The organism is Chryseobacterium sp. CFS2, from assembly GCF_036543225.1.
Lineage (GTDB): Bacteria > Bacteroidota > Bacteroidia > Flavobacteriales > Weeksellaceae > Chryseobacterium > Chryseobacterium culicis_A.
Window position 1 is genome coordinate 504,868 of record NZ_JAZHQU010000002.1, and the last position, 16,755, is coordinate 521,622.

At 36.7% G+C, this 16,755-nt stretch carries 15 protein-coding genes; 8 read left to right on the forward strand and 7 right to left on the reverse strand.

All coding sequences use genetic code 11. The features are described from left to right. Positions 1-44: 44 nt before the first annotated feature. The 5 genes from ODR02_RS05650 to ODR02_RS05670 form a co-directional block, all read right to left on the reverse strand. Complete coding sequence (locus ODR02_RS05650) at positions 45-548, reverse strand: hypothetical protein (RefSeq protein ID WP_309511814.1); 504 nt, start codon at positions 546-548, stop codon at positions 45-47. Between the two features lie 4 nt (positions 549-552). Next, complete coding sequence (locus ODR02_RS05655) at positions 553-2,790, reverse strand: cysteine peptidase family C39 domain-containing protein (protein ID WP_309511815.1); 2,238 nt, start codon at positions 2,788-2,790, stop codon at positions 553-555. Positions 2,791-2,865: 75 nt separating this feature from the next. Next, positions 2,866-3,372 carry a hypothetical protein gene (locus tag ODR02_RS05660; RefSeq protein ID WP_309511816.1) on the reverse strand — a complete coding sequence of 169 codons (507 nt, stop codon included), beginning with the start codon at positions 3,370-3,372 and terminating at the stop codon, positions 2,866-2,868. Between the two features lie 119 nt (positions 3,373-3,491). Beyond that, positions 3,492-5,069 carry a hypothetical protein gene (locus tag ODR02_RS05665; RefSeq protein ID WP_209786437.1) on the reverse strand — a complete coding sequence of 526 codons (1,578 nt, stop codon included), beginning with the start codon at positions 5,067-5,069 and terminating at the stop codon, positions 3,492-3,494. Between the two features lie 30 nt (positions 5,070-5,099). Continuing rightward, positions 5,100-8,744 (reverse strand): hypothetical protein, encoded by a 3,645-nt coding sequence (locus ODR02_RS05670; protein WP_309511817.1) that lies wholly within the window; start codon positions 8,742-8,744, stop codon positions 5,100-5,102. Between the two features lie 285 nt (positions 8,745-9,029). Between ODR02_RS05670 and ODR02_RS05675 the strand changes: the two genes are divergently transcribed. Genes ODR02_RS05675 through ODR02_RS05690 form a run of 4 tightly spaced genes read left to right on the forward strand, consistent with a single transcriptional unit; the run spans position 9,030 to position 10,934 of the window. Then, positions 9,030-9,539, forward strand: a complete 510-nt coding sequence (locus ODR02_RS05675; RefSeq protein ID WP_209786439.1) for a hypothetical protein — start codon at positions 9,030-9,032, stop codon at positions 9,537-9,539. Next, a complete protein-coding gene (locus ODR02_RS05680) occupies positions 9,536-9,883 on the forward strand; it encodes a tRNA-binding protein (protein ID WP_079243765.1) in 348 nt (115 codons plus the stop codon). The genes ODR02_RS05675 and ODR02_RS05680 overlap by 4 nt, the downstream gene beginning before the upstream one ends. Positions 9,884-9,902: 19 nt before the next feature. After that, positions 9,903-10,604, forward strand: a complete 702-nt coding sequence (locus ODR02_RS05685; RefSeq protein WP_209786440.1) for a 3'-5' exonuclease — start codon at positions 9,903-9,905, stop codon at positions 10,602-10,604. A 3-nt stretch (positions 10,605-10,607) separates the two neighbouring features. Then, positions 10,608-10,934 carry an SUF system Fe-S cluster assembly protein gene (locus tag ODR02_RS05690; RefSeq protein ID WP_034691980.1) on the forward strand — a complete coding sequence of 109 codons (327 nt, stop codon included), beginning with the start codon at positions 10,608-10,610 and terminating at the stop codon, positions 10,932-10,934. A 52-nt stretch (positions 10,935-10,986) separates the two neighbouring features. Here ODR02_RS05690 and ODR02_RS05695 read toward each other — a convergent pair whose 3' ends face one another. Together ODR02_RS05695 and ODR02_RS05700 are read right to left on the reverse strand one after the other, a co-directional pair. Beyond that, positions 10,987-11,823: a sulfurtransferase gene (locus ODR02_RS05695; RefSeq protein WP_309511818.1), complete on the reverse strand. Its 837-nt coding sequence runs from the start codon at positions 11,821-11,823 to the stop codon at positions 10,987-10,989. A 185-nt stretch (positions 11,824-12,008) separates the two neighbouring features. Next, complete coding sequence (locus ODR02_RS05700; protein WP_209786442.1) at positions 12,009-12,857, reverse strand: hydroxymethylglutaryl-CoA lyase; 849 nt, start codon at positions 12,855-12,857, stop codon at positions 12,009-12,011. 187 nt (positions 12,858-13,044) lie between these two features. Here ODR02_RS05700 and pepT point away from each other — a divergent pair, with 187 nt between their 5' ends. The 4 genes from pepT (at position 13,045) to ODR02_RS05720 (ending at position 16,730) form a co-directional block, all read left to right on the forward strand. Further along, positions 13,045-14,292 (forward strand): peptidase T, encoded by a 1,248-nt coding sequence (pepT, locus tag ODR02_RS05705; protein ID WP_309511819.1) that lies wholly within the window; start codon positions 13,045-13,047, stop codon positions 14,290-14,292. A gap of 6 nt (positions 14,293-14,298) precedes the next feature. Next, complete coding sequence (locus tag ODR02_RS05710) at positions 14,299-14,865, forward strand: hypothetical protein (protein ID WP_209786444.1); 567 nt, start codon at positions 14,299-14,301, stop codon at positions 14,863-14,865. A 157-nt stretch (positions 14,866-15,022) separates the two neighbouring features. Continuing rightward, complete coding sequence (locus tag ODR02_RS05715) at positions 15,023-16,330, forward strand: hypothetical protein (RefSeq protein ID WP_309511820.1); 1,308 nt, start codon at positions 15,023-15,025, stop codon at positions 16,328-16,330. 166 nt (positions 16,331-16,496) lie between these two features. After that, a complete protein-coding gene (locus ODR02_RS05720) occupies positions 16,497-16,730 on the forward strand; it encodes a hypothetical protein (protein WP_209786446.1) in 234 nt (77 codons plus the stop codon). The last annotated feature ends 25 nt before the right edge of the window (positions 16,731-16,755 follow it).

The window sequence follows — 16,755 nt, forward strand, 5'->3', positions numbered from 1 at the left end:
AGAAACCACTTCATAATATGAAGTGGCTTTAAACAGTAAAAGTCCTATTTAAGGGTTTTATATGTTGTATAGTCTTTTATTGTTTTTAGCTCGTAAATTTCTTGCTTATCTGAATCTATGATTCTAATATTATCTAAAGGAACATTTTGACAATGGATAAAACTGATGAACTGTCCAGCGTTGAACTTACCTTTAACTATAATATCAAAGCCTTTTTCTGTTTCTAAAGAGCTATACCATTCCCATCTTCTGATATCTTTATCAAGAAAATTATCAACACTTGAATGTACTCTATATAAAAGTTCATCATATTTGTAGTCATCGTCACTTAATTGTTTTAGCTTGTTTACAATTCCTTGTGGTAGTAGTTGTTCCCACTTAGAATCCTCATCACTTAAATCTGTGTTTTTTATAATTGTTAAAACTGCATTCTTGAAATTATTTAGTACTTCTTTTGAATGAGCTATATTTCTCACTCTAACAATCTGATATCCTTTTAAAGGTTTCTCTCCTTTTGTGTTATACTGTATATTTCCTTGTTCTGTCATCACTTTATTTTTTTATAATTACTGCTTTTCTGTTAAATATTTCCTTGAAATCTTCTATTTTCATAGAATAAGAAGCTCCTTGATTCATAGGTAAAGGGTCGCGTAAAAATACCTTTCCATCTTCCACTTTTTCCAATACTACAGCATGACCTTTAAACTCATCTGTCCTTAAACTTACAATTGCTTTATCTCCATCTTCTAGTTTTTCTAATAACTTTGAAAACTTGATGTCTTTTTCAGCAATAGCTGTTACCTGATCTTCCAATCTTTTAAAATATAAAGCCTCAGGGATATCTAAAATTGAAGCTCCATTAGCATCGGTTTTTAAAGCTCTTGCCAATTCATCTTCTAATAATAAAATATCTTTGTCATGTAATGTCATTCTCAAAGAAGTAGCGGCACATGTATAATCTGTTGACTGTCCAAAAACTTTAGTTTCACTTACAAATATTTCTATTTTTATTCCAGCATTCTCAGCGAAAGTTTTAGTAGCATCACCTCCTTTTACAATATCAGGGAAAACTTTATTTTTCTGATTAATCTTCTCCTGAATCCTCTTATGATTATCCTTCACTGTTTTTTCAGCAGGAGACAAACCATGATCTGCAACCTCTTCGCCAAAACCAAAGACCTCATTTAAAATCTTTTCTAATTTAGAAAAAATTTCTTTTGATCCCTTTTTAAATTCCCGGAGAATCATTCGAATAAATTCTATAATTCTGTTGAGAGCGTTCTCTGCTGTTGTGATTGCTTTGGTAATCTTTTCCAAAGGGTTCAGGACAAAACTTTCTACGGATTTGGCCAGCCTGGCGACTGCTGCAGTTCCACTTGTAAGAAGTGTTTCCACAATAATATCAATAATAATCCCAATGATATACCCGTAATAATAGGCCGCTTTTTCCAGTGTGATCTTAGGAAGATTTTTTTCTACCCATTTTACCAGACGGACGATGGTTTTTAGCTGAAACGTAATGCATTCCTTAAAGAACTCCACATAATCAAAAGTCAGAATACCTTCCAGCAGGTCTTCCATCAATTCCAGGAACATTTCCCCATATTCCACTTTCCTGTCATTCACTTTATCCATGGCAGCGACTGCTTTGAAGATAAAGCCGATGATGGAAAAAATTCCGGCAATAATATCAACCAGACTGTTATAGATTCCACAAAGAAAGGCATTGGCAATCTGATAGTTTCTGTAGACCATATGCTGCATTCCGGTGAGTGGGTCTGCAATAAACTTCTCCAGCTTATCGATCTGGTTGAAAAAGAAGGTTAGGGATTTATTAATTCTTTTATAGATAAAAGTGGGAAATAAAGTTTCAGCGTTATTCAGCAGACCATTAAAACCATCCTTTACCTCATTGATGCTTTCAAAAAAAGATTTTACAATTTTAGCATTGATTTTTTTCTGGCCCGCAAGATTTTCATAAGGGTTCTGGGATGCTTTATGTTCATAGAAATCTTTGATCTCTTTATAAAAGACCTCCGGAATAAAGGTAGGATTGTATTCTCCTTCTTTCGGATTGGGATTCCATCCGTTCTCTGAAATTCTTAGTTTGACAATATTTTCGGCAATACCTTGTGTGAAAAACACTGACGCTCCTTCCAATGCTTCCTGCTTAAAAAAGCTGAATATTTCTCCGATACTTTTATCTTTAAGTCCCAGAAACCAGCTTATAAAATCAACTTTATTTCTGTAAATCCCTTTTTCAATAAGGTTTCTGAGTGATTTTGGTGTAACGGTTACTTCGTGTTTCCTTGTAAAACTGAGAATGTCTGCAAAAGGCATATCCTTTTTATTCGTAAGTCCTGCTCCGGCTACGGCACGCATTACCGTATTATGATTGTAACGGTCATCAATTTCTAAAAAGAGAATAAGTTCATTACTATTAGGTAAAGCTTCCATAAAGCGCTGAAGAAGAAAAGCACCATTTTTACTGGCAAAAAGAACAACATCAATTCCGGCTATGGTCTGTCTGAATCTGCTTTTATAAACAACAACTTCGTCGATATTTCCTCCAAAGACAGGATCATCCGAATAGATCTGAAATCCATTACCGTCTGTAACCGGTTTCCCACCGTAATACGTATTGGCAATTTGTCTTGATGTTTTTTGCTTTAACTCCAAAGGAGATTCCTGAACAGGGAAAATGGTCTCAAAAGAATCAGAACTGTCATTTCCGGGAGAGAAATCCGTGATGTTCCTCAACAGAGGATTATTTAAAATTTCTAAACTCATTTTGTGATTTTTAAGGTGAATAAAGGCAGGGTTTTAAGACCCTGCCAGTTAAATGATCATTTGATAATCAATATGTTAAGACAGCCTGTTCAGCTCATTGCTTTTCATCTCAGCAAATTCCTGTAAATAGCTTTTCAGAAGATCCAGAAAACCTATTTTATTGTTTTTGACAAGCCAAAGCATGTAATGATGGGTATTCACTTTGACAATAGATGTTTTGGGATGTCCGTCCTCATCCAGAACAGGGTTCTGGGTTTCTTCATCTACGACGGGTACAAATATTCTGTTAAAGTTTTCATCTCTAAGGCTTGACCATTCATCTTCCCCAATCAGCCATTCAGGAGTCGGGAGGTTTGAAGGTTCAATTTCATTCGTTTCTTTATCTCTTAAAACCTGCTGGTAAAAGAGATAAATTCTTGGAAGCTCTGTATCTACCACCATTTTATTGATCCTGATAAATCTGTTAAAAGTTGAGAGCAAAGGATGTTCAGAGATCTGGATTTCCCCCAGGTTTAAATCTGTTGTATTGATTTCTTTTAAAAGTTGCTTTACCTCTTCAGGGATTAATAATTTTTCTTTCATTGTTTTAAAATTTTGCTTGGTTAAATAATTCGTGGCTAAGTTTATAGACACTATTTGATTGAAAGGCAGAATTTTCAGGCTCTGCCTTTTATTGCTTTAAGCTCAAAGCTTGATAAAGGTTATAGTTTATACAGTTCAACAATATTGGCACTTACCCCTGTATTCCCACCTGTATTCATGTTATACATTCCGAAGGCAACCGGGCCGGTATAACCAGTTTTGGTATAGGTAACCGTTTTATTATTGAAATTGACAATAACAGTCCAGCTTCCTCCACGTCTTATAAATGTGACGTTAAGAGCATAAGTTGGCTCCGCAGTAGTGACTGTCTCAGCTGAATTGTCAGGGAATATTTTACACATAGGATACCAATACGACTGAACCAGCCTAACGTTTGCAACGGTTTGATTTAATAGGTCTACTCCATTGGCTGCATTGACTAATCCTACAAAATGGGTCATCGTTCCAAAACCGTTAGGCCCGTTAATTGTTGCCGTTCTACCTGTAATTTCAACATTCATGTAAAAATCTTCATCTGCCCCAATCAGTTGATTTGTCTTTCTGGCTGCGATGAAAGAAGAATCATCAGCCAGAGCCTTTACATTGCTATCGGAGCTGTAGCTTACAGCGGCTCCTGCTTGGGTAATGGCGGGTGATACCGCATTATTGTATATTTTTTGTTCCCAAACAATGTTATTGAGAGGAATACGCTGTATCTGAGTTACCACACGGATGGTAAAACTTGTCAGATACCAGGCTACCCCATTCCACAATCTGATCTTATATTCTCCTACCGGAATATTTTTGAAATTGTAATAGAAGGTCAGATCAATTCCATTAGGATATAGCTGAACCTGTGAACCGGGGATTGCGGTAACAACAGTAGCTGTATCAGCTGAAACACTATCCTGGGTACACAGCTCTACTTTAAAACTTGTGGATGGAAGGTTTAAATTTGCTCCTTTTAGATTGATCCAAAATGGACGGTCTGTTTTATCCACAATTGGCGGCGATATTACAGCCACGCTCATGGTATCTGTACTCCAGCCTCCGTTCATTTTCGTCTTCCATGCTGACCTTTCAACTTCTGTCATTTGATTGGGCATTTCCATCAGTAAATTTTTACTGTCTACAATGGCATTTAAGCCACTGGTATTTTGAACTACAACTTTTTGAAAATTAGCCGTATCAGCATTCTTATTAGGTAACCCGGATAATATATAGGGGTTTCCTAGAGTATTGATCGAAAATGAAGCATTAAGGGTATGATTTCTTGCTGCGCTGTTGGACAGGTTTGCATTCATCATATTTTTCCCTAAATCACCTGCAGGAAGTTTGGCAACATTCCCATTATCATTCAATCCTATGATTTTAGGATAATCCTGAGCATTTCCGTCTGTGACAGGAACTTCTAATTTCTTAGCTAATTTTTCTCTTGTCTTGATATTATACTGAGCCTGACTTGCGATTCCTTCTGCCAAAAGATCAGCATTTGAAATACTGACATGATTATCAGCTAATTCCAGGGGAATGGTTCCGTCAACAACGGCATGGGTCTTTAAATCTCCGTTTTCATCAACGGCATAATCTGTGTAAGATAGGGAACCTGGCGCTGCTACCTGATAAATAGCATTCGTTTCCCTTTCTCCAATGGGAGGTAATTCATTGACACGTATAATTTTTCCTATAATTGGCATTTTTTTTAATTTTTAAGGTTAATAATTATGTTATTTCCAGTCTCCCAAAATCACTTTCTGTCCTTCCAGCGATTCTACTCCAAGAAGGTTATTATTAGGTTCAAAATTGAATCTGTCCTCAGTAATTACTTCGGAAGGCACTTCAAAATCATCTGGATTCTCAGTAGTAAATGGCAATGCATGAGCGACTTTTAATCCTATACTTTCTGCCTGAAGAATATTTAAAGTAGTAGGAAGTCTGGTAATCCATGCTTTTCCATGTTTTTTCCCTTTTGGCTGCTTCAATTCATCTACAATTGATAGATAAAGGTCATCTCCAATGACAGGAACTTCACCTCCATTCCATATTTTTCCTGTTGCCAGATAAAATTGTACAGCACCTTCAAAGCCTGGACGCACCGTTACTACTACTCTGGCCATACCGCTTTGTAAAAATGCTTTAAAAACAGGATCTGTATTTTCTGCTTTATATAAATCTGACCAGTTGTGTTTATTTCCCCAATAGTATGGATACAGATAATAGGATAGATTCTCCCATTCAAATGCCTGCTCCATGAATTTTACAAAAGCAGAGTATTTGTCAAGATTATGAGAAAGCTTCGTTTCATAATCGGTAAATGAACTTCCCTGAGTTAACCCTGATAAACCGTAACCATGAATGGCGTCCGGGGCTCTATCTGCCATATAGGAAATACAATTTTTTCTAAGAACCGTATTTTCAATCTGCCTGTAAAAATTAGGATTTGAGTCTTTAATGGCAGAGGCTTTGTTTTCTTCCTCAGAAATAGCATTGTTATATTCGACCAAAGCGACTTCGTAAGCATCAATGATAGACTTGAACGTTTTAAGCTGCCATTGTTTCCTGGCATCTTCTGTCAGCATACATGTGATTGAAAGTGAGGTTTCAAAAGAGTAAAACCTGTCCGTAGAAATGCTGACTGCAACATCGCCGGTATATCCAACAAAACTTCCGCTTTTACTGAACCCCGTTGTTGTGATTCCCTCTACAATACGTTTATCAGCAATATTGATATTCAATAATGAGCTAACATATTCTTTTCCTCCGCCACTGATTGAATATTCTGTACTGATATATCCCTCCGGAATTTTCACCACATCCTGTAATCCGATTGCACTCGATGCTCCTGCTGTCTCACTCATATCCGGAGTTTTATCTCTACCGTATGCAAACCCTTTTGTTACCTTGATACTATTCTGCAGAAATTTTTCCATTTCCACATTGTATTTACTGATCCAGTATTTCAAAGTTGTCTCATTGGAAAGGGCACTGAAATCTTTCATCGGCATTACATCAGAAGTTCTCGGATCTTCAGGTTTTACAAACTTACTTTTTGTCATTCCCAACAAATGTAATTTTGCAGGCTCAGGAATCATAAATTCAAACATCATACGTTTCCCGTAATCATAGATCTGATTCTTCATCAGTTTATCCACCCATCTGTAAACGCCTACAACATGTTTATCTCCTTTTTTATTATCAAAGCCATGACTATTGTTTTCTTCAAACTCTTCAATAATTTTCTCAATTCTCTCCTCATGAACTTTTGTAACAATCCTATCCATAGCCCTTGATGTAATATCCTGTGCCTGGGTAGTAGCTTGTCTTATACTCTCATCTCTGGAACTATGGCTGGCATTACCCAGACCTAAACTGGTATTGATATTTGCATTTCCTGTTTTGTAACTTGCATTTACTCCAAACTGCGTATTACTGTCTGATGCTTCCTGCATCATTTTAGCAATCTCATTCTGCATTTCAAAACGGGTAGCTGTTGTAGTATCAGTAAGTTGTTCTCTCTCTGTATCAGAAGATGTAGTCGTAGTATTTTCACTTCTTCTTAATCTTCTGGTAGATTTCTCACGATATTCGCGAGCCATGATATTCTCAATATGAGCGACTTCACCTTCAACATAGGCATGAGTAGTCTGTTCAACTTTCAAATAATCTGCAATACCAATTTGCTTAAATCCGAATCCTGACGGAATAAAATTATTTTCATCATCTGTCTTCACAGGTTCATCATCTTCCACTTCAAGCAAAAATTTGTCAGACAAACAAGATCTGGCCTGTAATTTATTCGCATAAATATTTGCCAGTTTTCCATTAGTGAACATAATTTTAATACTTAAAGAAGCATCCTGAATCGTATTAAAGTCTAGCCCCGGCATACAAAGATCATTTAAGAAAATAGTATTCCCTGATCTGGATTTCATAAAATAATCACTATTAAAATCTGCTAAGCCATTATTAGGAGTTAAAGTATAAGAGATATGATTGATCTCCCAGGATGAATCCGGAACTGTAAGTGCCATATCAAAGGTAAATCCCTGATGAACATACTTCGGGCAAATCTGATAGGTAAAAGGAACAGCCACTGTTTTTGCCACAGGAATCAGAACTCCTCCGATACTGGTATATGCTTCATTATCCGTATTGGTATTTTCAACAATACTAGTATTACACTTCTCAACAGCTTCTTTCAATAAAGAATCAATCTCCGAAAAAGTACTTCTTCCTTCTAAAAGCCCTGCAAGATCGAGAGGACTCAGCTCTGCTGACCTTTCATTATTTGAGCTTGCCTGAAAATCAGATCCCAGAATATCAAGCAAAGCATCCAAATTTTCAGGTTTTATTGCTCTTAATAAAGAGTCTGCTTCTATTTCAGGTCTGAATTGAAAATTAAACTTTGGTAATATGGGTTCAGGGATACCCGGAGCTTGCTGACAAGGATCTGCCGGATCATATTTTATCTCAGGATTCCTTACCTGGCAAAAGTTCTCTTTATTAGCTGCCAGCTCTCTTTTATATCCATTAATAATCGAAGTAATTTCACTTTGATGAATTTCTTCTTTGGCTGCATACTCTTTTTGATATTCTGCCTTATACAATCTTTCAACAGCAGAAAGATTTTTCTTTAAAGCTTCATATTTTTCAAGCTTCATCTTTGCAGCAGAAATTAACTGCTGACTTTTCATTTCTTCTGTCGGGAAAGTTTCCTTCGGTCCTTCAGAAGCCATTCTTGAAACAGTTTGTGATGCAACAAGAGACTCATTGTCCAACATCAATTCTTTAGGCAAAACAACTTTTGCGCCTAGTGCCGTTTTCATTTCTTCCTCATTGGATACAGAAAGAATATGGTGAGCCAAAAGCTGTTGCATAATAACTTCCTTAACATAAAAATCTTTCTGAGTTACCACCTGATAGATTAAATTATTCCATAAACCGATCATTGGTGGAGCTACAGCAGCAGCCTGTGGATCAGTCAACAAACTTCTTTTTGCAATAACCTCCTCATACGTGCAGGTATTTTTATTTTTTGCCAGCCAGGTTCCAAATGCATAGTAAGCTTTATAGGTTCTTTTGAAGCCTTCTAAACTATTTGAACTGTTTAAGTCTGTTGAAATGCGTTCAGGGTTATTTACATAATTGGCAGCATATGTCTGCAGTAATTTTTGTTTCAATCCGGTTCCGTTAACAACCGGAATATAAAAAGCGTTATCGTTTTTCAGATCCTGAGGAATAACAATAAATCTTTTATCTTGCTTCGTATCGTCCGATAATTCAGGACTTCTCAGGCTTACAAATCTGAAAAGAGTTTGTGATGGTGTATTTTCTACAGGCGCGCCTGCAGTATTATTTTCCATTTCGTTCATTTTGTGTAATTTTGTGTAGATTAAAATAGAGATCTGAAGCTCTTTTTAGTAGAATGTCTTCAGGTTTTAGCCTTATTTTTTTAGGTGGTTTCCGGCAAAAGATGTCCACCTGGAATTTTTAAGTCAAGTTTCATATTGTGTTTTTTTCTTGAGGCAAAGATCACCCCCAGAAGCGACAGAACTTGACGTATGAAAAAAGAATTTCATTTTTCTACTCTAAACCTTTGAGATAAAAACTATTGGTATTCTCAATATTTTAATACATTTGTTTAAAACATACTTCAGATGAATTTCGAGCAGATCAATTTACACCTTGAGGCTTACAAAGAACACAACCAGATTCTGGATGCAGCAAAATATCTGCTCCATTCTTTTGATCTGGAACATGAAAACTTTGCGGGGTTCGGATTCAGGGAAGGGCTCTCTCCTACTTCGATGCTTCTTACAGCAGAAGGAGAGCTCGGAGGTCCTCAGACCGTAATGATCCCACGAAATTTATTTGATTTTGATCTGAACCTTGTTCTGAATATGGTTGCCCATGAAATGCTTCATGTAAGGCAGAAGGCTCCCGGACAGGTCATTGAAGACAAAAATGAAAGAGAATTTCAGGCCTATTATGAGATGCTTTTTCACAAAGTTTTTCCGCAGATCCCTGAAGTTTCGGATTTTCATAAAAAATTCTTCGGCGGAAAAGCGTTGGAATATTACAAAAGAATGGGTGAAGGCTCTATGTTACAACAAAAATATGCAGAACAGAAAACAGAAGTAGAACATCTAATTAACGAATTACCATGACAGTAAAACCAGATATCACCTGGGCAGATTTTGAGAAAATAGACATCAGATGCGGAACCATTCTTTCAGTGAATGATTTTGAAAAAGCAAGAAACCCATCTTATCAGCTGGAAATAGATTTCGGAGATTTAGGAATCCGAAAATCATCTGCACAAATTACTTCTCTTTACGAAAAAGAAGAACTTGTGGGAAAACAGATTTTAGCAGTGGTCAATTTTCCTAAAAAACAGATTGCCAATTTCTTCAGTGAATGCCTTGTATTAGGATTATATGGTGAGGACAAAAAAGATGTCACTCTTTTAGCGCCTTCATTACCCACAAAAAATGGAATGCAGGTAGGATAGACACCCAACAAAAACACATATGATACAGAACATACCCTTAGAAAGAGTTTTATTTCTTGATATTGAAACTGTTCCGCAAGCCGGTTCTTGGAACGAATTATCCGAAACCGATCAATATCTGTGGGATAAAAAAACAAGATTTCAGAGAAAAGACGATGTCTCTGCAGAAGAATTCTATGACCGAGCCGGTATTATGGCCGAGTTTGGAAAAATCATCTGCATTACCATCGGGATGGTGGAAAAGAATGAAACGTTAAAAATAAAAAGCTTTTCCGGGCATGATGAAAAGAAAATGCTTCAGGAATTTGGAGAAATCTTCAACAGTCCAAGGCTTTACAATGTCATTCTTTGTGCACATAACGGAAAGGAATTTGATTTTCCATGGATTGCCAGACGATACCTGATCAATGGAATGCTCCCTCCTGCTCCGTTTCAGATGTTTGGAAAGAAACCCTGGGAGGTTCCTCACATAGATACTATGGAACTGTGGAAGTTCGGAGATTATAAGAGTTTTGTATCGCTGGAATTGCTGGCGCATGTCTTTGGAATTCCCACTCCGAAAGATGATATTGACGGCTCAATGGTTTCATCAATTTACTACATAGAAAAAGACTTGCAGAGAATTGTTGACTATTGTGAAAAAGATGTCTTAACTTTGGCAAATATTTTCCGGCGTATGCGTCAGGAAGATTTGTTGAAAAGGAATATCAATCTAGATTAAAAAATGAAATTTACAGACGATCAAATTGCTGACATTGGTGAGGAAATCATTGGTGTGCTAAAAACCGTATATGACCCCGAAATTCCGGTAGATATTTACGAATTAGGACTGATTTATGATGTCCAGATCTCCGATGATGCTGACGTAAAAATTATAATGACACTTACTACTCCCAACTGTCCCGTGGCAGAAACACTTCCTCAGGAAGTAAAAGATAAAGTGGCTGAAGTAGAGAACGTAAAAAGTGTAGATTTAGAGCTTACTTTCGAACCAAGCTGGAATAAGGATATGATGAGCGAAGAGGCGAAGTTTGAGCTGGGAATGCTTTAAAAATTACCTTTAACAATATAAAAACCCCGAAAATAATTTTCGGGGTTTTTGTTTATATATCTTTTGCTATTTCCTTTCCTTCTCTCCTGCTCCATTCACTCCATGAACCGACATACAGATCCGGAATGGGAAATCCTGCATAATCCAGCGCTAAAATAGTGTGGCAGGCAGTAACTCCCGACCCACAGTGAATAATCAGATGATCAGGCTTATTTTGTAATAACTTACTGTATTTTTCTTTTAAGATTTCCGGACTTAGAAAGTTTCCGTTTTCATCAAGGTTTTCAGAAAAAGGAATATTGATCGCTCCCGGAATATGCCCCGCAACCAGATCAATAGGTTCAGATTCACCTTTATAACGATAGGCATCTCTCACATCAACAACTGTAGAAGAATCGCTTTTCAATTCATTTTCAACCACTTCCAAGCTCGAAACAGGAAGACCCCAGTTGTCTTTTTTAATTAAAGCAGCTTTATCAAATGTTTCTTCTCCGGAAGAAAACTCCAGTGCATTTTTCTCTGCCGCCTGCATTCCGCCGTCAAGAACCTGAACATTTTCCAATCCAAAAGATCTTAACATCCACCATGCCCGTGCTGCTGCATTGGAAGCATTTTTATCGTCATACACAACGACATGAGAATTTGCAGCAATTCCAAGGTTTGAAAGGATTTCCGCAAACTTTTCTACGGAAGGAAGCGGATGTCTCCCCCCAAAAGCAGCATCTTCCCCTATCTCAGCCATATCTTTATCAAGATCAATAAATCTTGCTCCGCGAATATGCTTTTCAAGGTAATTTTGTTTTACCTCTTTTCCGGTTCTTGCATCAAGAATGACGAGATTTTCTGTTGGAATATTTTTTAAATCGGATGGGGAGATTATTGGAGTCATTTTGTTGATTTTGGAATTAATACTAGATATGACTATAGTTAGTTGTGTTTTTGTCATTTCGTAGGAATCTTAATTTCGTTATTGAAAAAGATAATCTGGATTCCTACGGAATGACAAACTGAACGTTGTACCAACCTAAGGTCTAGTTAAGTTGCTAGATCTGTGAAATTTATGATGTATTCTTTTTAAAAATGAAAAATATCCTTCGCTTTGTTATAAGAGCTTTCAAAGTTCAGTAAGTTCAGTTTATGTTCTGCCTTTTCAACACTCATAAAGTTGATAACCTGTTCTGTAGGCATATTTCCTACAAGATCATCTTTAGCCATAGGGCATCCTCCGATTCCTTTAATGGCGCTGTCAAATCTTCTGCAGCCTTGATCATAAGCAGCCTTTAATTTCGAATAAGAATCTTCATAACGGTTATGAAAATGTCCTCCGAAGTTGATTTCAGGATATTTTGAAGGTATTTTTTCAAACAAAAGAGCAATGGTTTCCGGAGTTGCCACCCCTGTGGTATCAGATAATAAGATATCTTTCACCCCAATATCAGAAAATCGCTGTGCCCACTGGTCAACATCTTCCCATTTCCACATTTCACCGTATGGATTTCCAAAAGCCATGGAGAAATAGATATTCAGCTGTTTTCCTTCACTTTTTACCAGATCAAGCATTTTAATAATTTCATCAAAAGCTTCTTCCTGACTTTTATTGGTATTTCTGTGCTGAAAAGTTTCGGAAATAGAAAAAGGGAATCCCAGAATATCTACTGACTGATGTTTCAATGCTTTTTCGGCACCTCTGTAATTACCGATGATTGCAGAAACTTTAGTCTTGGAACGTGATTTATCAATATTTTTTGCCACCTCATCAGAGTCAGCCATCTGTGGAATTGCTTTTGGAGAAACAAAACTCAGACAATCCAATACATCAAAGCCAACATCCATCAAGGAGTTGATATAATCTATTTTTTTATCGGTAGGGATAAATTCTCCCCATCCCTGCATGGCATCTCTAGGACATTCGGTAAGAAACATTTTTACTTTTTGATTTTCTCAAATATAATAAAACTAAACTACTTAGTATACTGTACATACAAAGCTAACATTATTTTGATTTTCAAAGATTTATATCTGATTTATAATTTCAATAACTGATATTAAATCGCAAATAACGTATTCTCAGCATCAAATTTGCTAACTTTGTTAAAATTTATGATATCTGATGAGTACAATAGAATTCACCCCATTGTGGAAAGAAAAATTACTGAACCGTTTTCTTAGCTATGTAAAAATATATTCAACCAGTGATGCAGAAAGCGAAACGACACCTTCTACTCCTCGCCAGTGGGATATTGCCAACTATATTACTGAAGAACTGAAGACCATCGGCCTGGAAGATGTTTCAATTGATGAGCATGGTTATATTATGGGCTATGTTCCTTCTAACCTTGAAAACGATGACAGACCTACCATCGGGTTTATTTCACATTATGATACTTCACCGGATTTCAGCGGAGAAAATGTAAAGCCTCAGGTTTGGGAAAACTATGACGGAAATGATCTTCTTTTGAACCAGACTACAGGATTCACCTTATCTCCTTCAAGATTTGAAAGCTTAAAAAAATATATCGGTCAGACGTTAATTACTACGGACGGAACTACTCTTCTTGGAGCTGATGATAAAGCAGGTTGTGCAGAGATTGTAACAGCTGCAGAATATCTTATTGCCCATCCTGAGATTAAACATGGAAGAATTGCAGTAGGATTTACTCCTGATGAAGAGATCGGAAGAGGTGCTCATAAATTTGATGTGGCTAAATTCGGTGCAGAATGGGCTTACACAATGGATGGCGGAGAAGTGGGAGAACTTGAATATGAGAACTTTAACGCTGCCGGAGCAGTAGTAAAAATCCATGGATTAAGTGTTCACTCTGGTTATGCTTACGGAAAAATGATCAATGCTGCTCTTTTAGCCGCTGAATTTGCTCAAATGCTTCCTGCTAACGAAACTCCTTCAACGACAAAAGGGTTTGACGGATTTTACCATTTAACGGATATCACTGCTGATATTTCTGAAGCAAAACTTCAATACATCATCCGTGATCATGATGCTGATAAATTTGAAGTGAGAAAGAAATTCATGGAGGAAAAAGTAGCAGAATTCAACCAAAAACATGGTGAAGGAACTGCTGAAGTGAAAATCAAAGAGCAATACAGAAATATGAAGCAGCAGTTTGAAGGTAAAATGCACATTGTAGACCTTGCTGCCAAAGCAATGACCGAAGCGGGTATCGAACCTAAAATCAAAGCGATCAGAGGAGGTACAGACGGTGCACAACTTTCTTATATGGGACTTCCATGCCCGAATATCTTTGCGGGAGGAATCAACTTCCACGGTCCATATGAGTATGTAGCTTTGGAAAGTATGGAAAAAGCAACCGGAGTAATTATTAATATTGTAAAAGCTTAATAAATCATGAAAAAGGTCTTAGCATCAGCTTTCATTTTCACTTTTATTTTAGGCAGTGCCCAGGTTTCTGAATTTGAAAGGGCAGATTCACGCTATGAAAGGAAGAAAACGGCTCTGTATAATAAATATCCTAAGCCTAATGATTTAAGGACCAAGAAAGAGTGGCTTTTGACAGAGGATAAAATAACCGCATACAAGACTGCTTTGGATAAAGCTTCCCTTGAGGATCAAAAAATGATCACTGCAGATCCTCCTACAAAAGCAAAAGTCAGTAAAGAAGCTGAATACGATAAAGGTAAAGCCGCCTTTCAAAAGCTTTTATATGAAGCCGTAGATCTTGTCTTTTTAAACTTTTCTTCAGATTCTTATAAAGCAACATTAAACTTTGTAGTAGATTCTAAAGGAAATGCTCTTAATCCTAATGTAAAAGGAAATAATGAAGATGTGAATGCTTTTATTGAAGCCGCTTTTTACCGGATTAAAGATAAAGGCAAATGGAAGCCGGCAGAAGACAAAGGAAAGCCTGTCTCCTCAAGTATTTCTATTCCATTAGTATTGAATTTTAAAAAATAATATAAACAAAACCCGCTATTCTGATAGCGGGTTTTTATTTTTCATATAATAGAAACATAATCAAAAATCATTATGCTGTTGATGTTAATTTAACACAATTCTTTTGTACGTTTTAAATAATTCACCTAATTTTGATTAAAACTTAAAATCACTTTATATGAAAATGAAATCTAACCACTTCAAAATTGGCAGAAAATTTTACTTTTCTTTTCTTTTATCTATTTTCTGTTTGTTTATTTTAACGTCTTGTTCTCAGGATGATCCGGCGGATCTTCCTGCTGAAAAAACTACAGAGCCTGCTCCTATGAAGACTTTGGGAAACCTGACTTTACAGAAGAATGTTATTATTCTTAATGATGAGTCAGTAAATGCAATTTCCACTCATAATGATGGAGAAATTACGTTTAGCCGCATGACTCCGCAAACTGACAGTATTTCTATAGGAACTGTTATTGTAGGGACTAAGATAGAAGGTGATCAGGTGAACACCATTCTTTCAAAAGTAAGTGCTGTTTCAAAATTGAATAACCAATTTAAAATACAGACTTCCAGTGCGAAACTTGAAGAGTTTATCTACAGCGGAACACTAAGCGGAGTGTATGACCCATCAGGGAAAGCTCCTGTTAATATTGATGGCAGAATGGTAAATTACATTCATGTAGAAGGCATGGTTTCTGAGCAAATCAACCAAAGAATACATTCTATTGAAGCGAAAAACCTTCAAAATCAGAAATTAATTACCTTCAACCGTTACAATTTCAATAAAACGTTTTCATTTCCTTTATCTTCAGCAGGAACATCCAGCGTGAATGTAAAAGGAGGATTTACGCCAAAGATTGATTATAATATCACATTCTCATGGGGACATTTATCCAATTTCTATGTTAACCTCATCATGGATGATATCAAACTTCAGAGCTCTGCTAGTATTGTAGGAAGCCTGGGCTACACCGCAAGTACTACAGACTATCTGAATATCCCTATTGTACCTATCGTTTTGGGACCTACCGGACTGATCTTAAGCCCGACTCTTTCTGCCGGACCTTTTCTGGGAGTACAGGCTACAGGAAAAGTACAGGCTCAGCTTTTGGATCTTGAGGGAAATGCTAACTTCTTAGTAAGCAAAAATCCAGAGATTAACATTAATCTTCAAAAGAAATCAGAACCTGCTATCACTGTTGCAGAGGGGAATTTATCTGCTGAAGGTGGATTAGAAGCAAAAGGAGCTGTAGGGCTGATGTTTCTTACCATTCCTATTGCCAACTCAGGGTTGAAAGGAAGAGCTTCTGCCCTTTCCTCTTTAGGATTAACAATTGTTCCTCAAAGAAAAGGAGTGATTACTGTAAAAGGTAAAATCCAGGCTGATATGTTCTATGGTTTTGGAATCGCTCCTTTAAGATATGAAGGAACCATTCCTCTTTTTACAAAAGAACGTATGCTGTATCAGAAGGAATTCAGTTTTTAAGATACATATTCTATCAATCATAAGGAAGCCACTCTTGCAGTGGCTTTTCTTCTTATAAAGCAGCTACACATAATTCATTTACAATTAATTAAGACAATTTTATTATATTTACAAAGATGTACAATTTTAACTATAACATTTAATACCTAATTAAATCATGAAAACAATGAAAAAACTTTTAAGAAAAGACTTATCTACAATTCTGGGCAGCGGAATAGATGGCTGTCATATGGGAGGCAACTCTTATAATTGTCAGGATGACTGCCAGTGCGCATGGGGATATGCCTGTGAAATGTATGAAGACGGAAATCCGGGACAATGCATTGCTGTAGGTGGTGGTGGAAACCCTGGCGGCGGCGGATGTAACCCTCCTTCTATTTGTGAAGAACAGCCTTATTAGTCATAAAAAACCGGAAGTAGTAATG

What these genes read in the sequence shown, in the direction of transcription:
- ODR02_RS05650 (WP_309511814.1), bottom strand. Translation starts at nt 548, where the DNA reads ATGACAGAACAAGGAAATATACAGTATAACACAAAAGGAGAGAAACCT.
- ODR02_RS05655 (WP_309511815.1), bottom strand. Translation starts at nt 2,790, where the DNA reads ATGAGTTTAGAAATTTTAAATAATCCTCTGTTGAGGAACATCACGGAT.
- ODR02_RS05660 (WP_309511816.1), bottom strand. Translation starts at nt 3,372, where the DNA reads ATGAAAGAAAAATTATTAATCCCTGAAGAGGTAAAGCAACTTTTAAAA.
- ODR02_RS05665 (WP_209786437.1), bottom strand. Translation starts at nt 5,069, where the DNA reads ATGCCAATTATAGGAAAAATTATACGTGTCAATGAATTACCTCCCATT.
- ODR02_RS05670 (WP_309511817.1), bottom strand. Translation starts at nt 8,744, where the DNA reads ATGAACGAAATGGAAAATAATACTGCAGGCGCGCCTGTAGAAAATACA.
- ODR02_RS05675 (WP_209786439.1), top strand. Translation starts at nt 9,030, where the DNA reads ATGAATTTCGAGCAGATCAATTTACACCTTGAGGCTTACAAAGAACAC.
- ODR02_RS05680 (WP_079243765.1), top strand. Translation starts at nt 9,536, where the DNA reads ATGACAGTAAAACCAGATATCACCTGGGCAGATTTTGAGAAAATAGAC.
- ODR02_RS05685 (WP_209786440.1), top strand. Translation starts at nt 9,903, where the DNA reads ATGATACAGAACATACCCTTAGAAAGAGTTTTATTTCTTGATATTGAA.
- ODR02_RS05690 (WP_034691980.1), top strand. Translation starts at nt 10,608, where the DNA reads ATGAAATTTACAGACGATCAAATTGCTGACATTGGTGAGGAAATCATT.
- ODR02_RS05695 (WP_309511818.1), bottom strand. Translation starts at nt 11,823, where the DNA reads ATGACTCCAATAATCTCCCCATCCGATTTAAAAAATATTCCAACAGAA.
- ODR02_RS05700 (WP_209786442.1), bottom strand. Translation starts at nt 12,857, where the DNA reads ATGTTTCTTACCGAATGTCCTAGAGATGCCATGCAGGGATGGGGAGAA.
- pepT (WP_309511819.1), top strand. Translation starts at nt 13,045, where the DNA reads ATGAGTACAATAGAATTCACCCCATTGTGGAAAGAAAAATTACTGAAC.
- ODR02_RS05710 (WP_209786444.1), top strand. Translation starts at nt 14,299, where the DNA reads ATGAAAAAGGTCTTAGCATCAGCTTTCATTTTCACTTTTATTTTAGGC.
- ODR02_RS05715 (WP_309511820.1), top strand. Translation starts at nt 15,023, where the DNA reads ATGAAAATGAAATCTAACCACTTCAAAATTGGCAGAAAATTTTACTTT.
- ODR02_RS05720 (WP_209786446.1), top strand. Translation starts at nt 16,497, where the DNA reads ATGAAAAAACTTTTAAGAAAAGACTTATCTACAATTCTGGGCAGCGGA.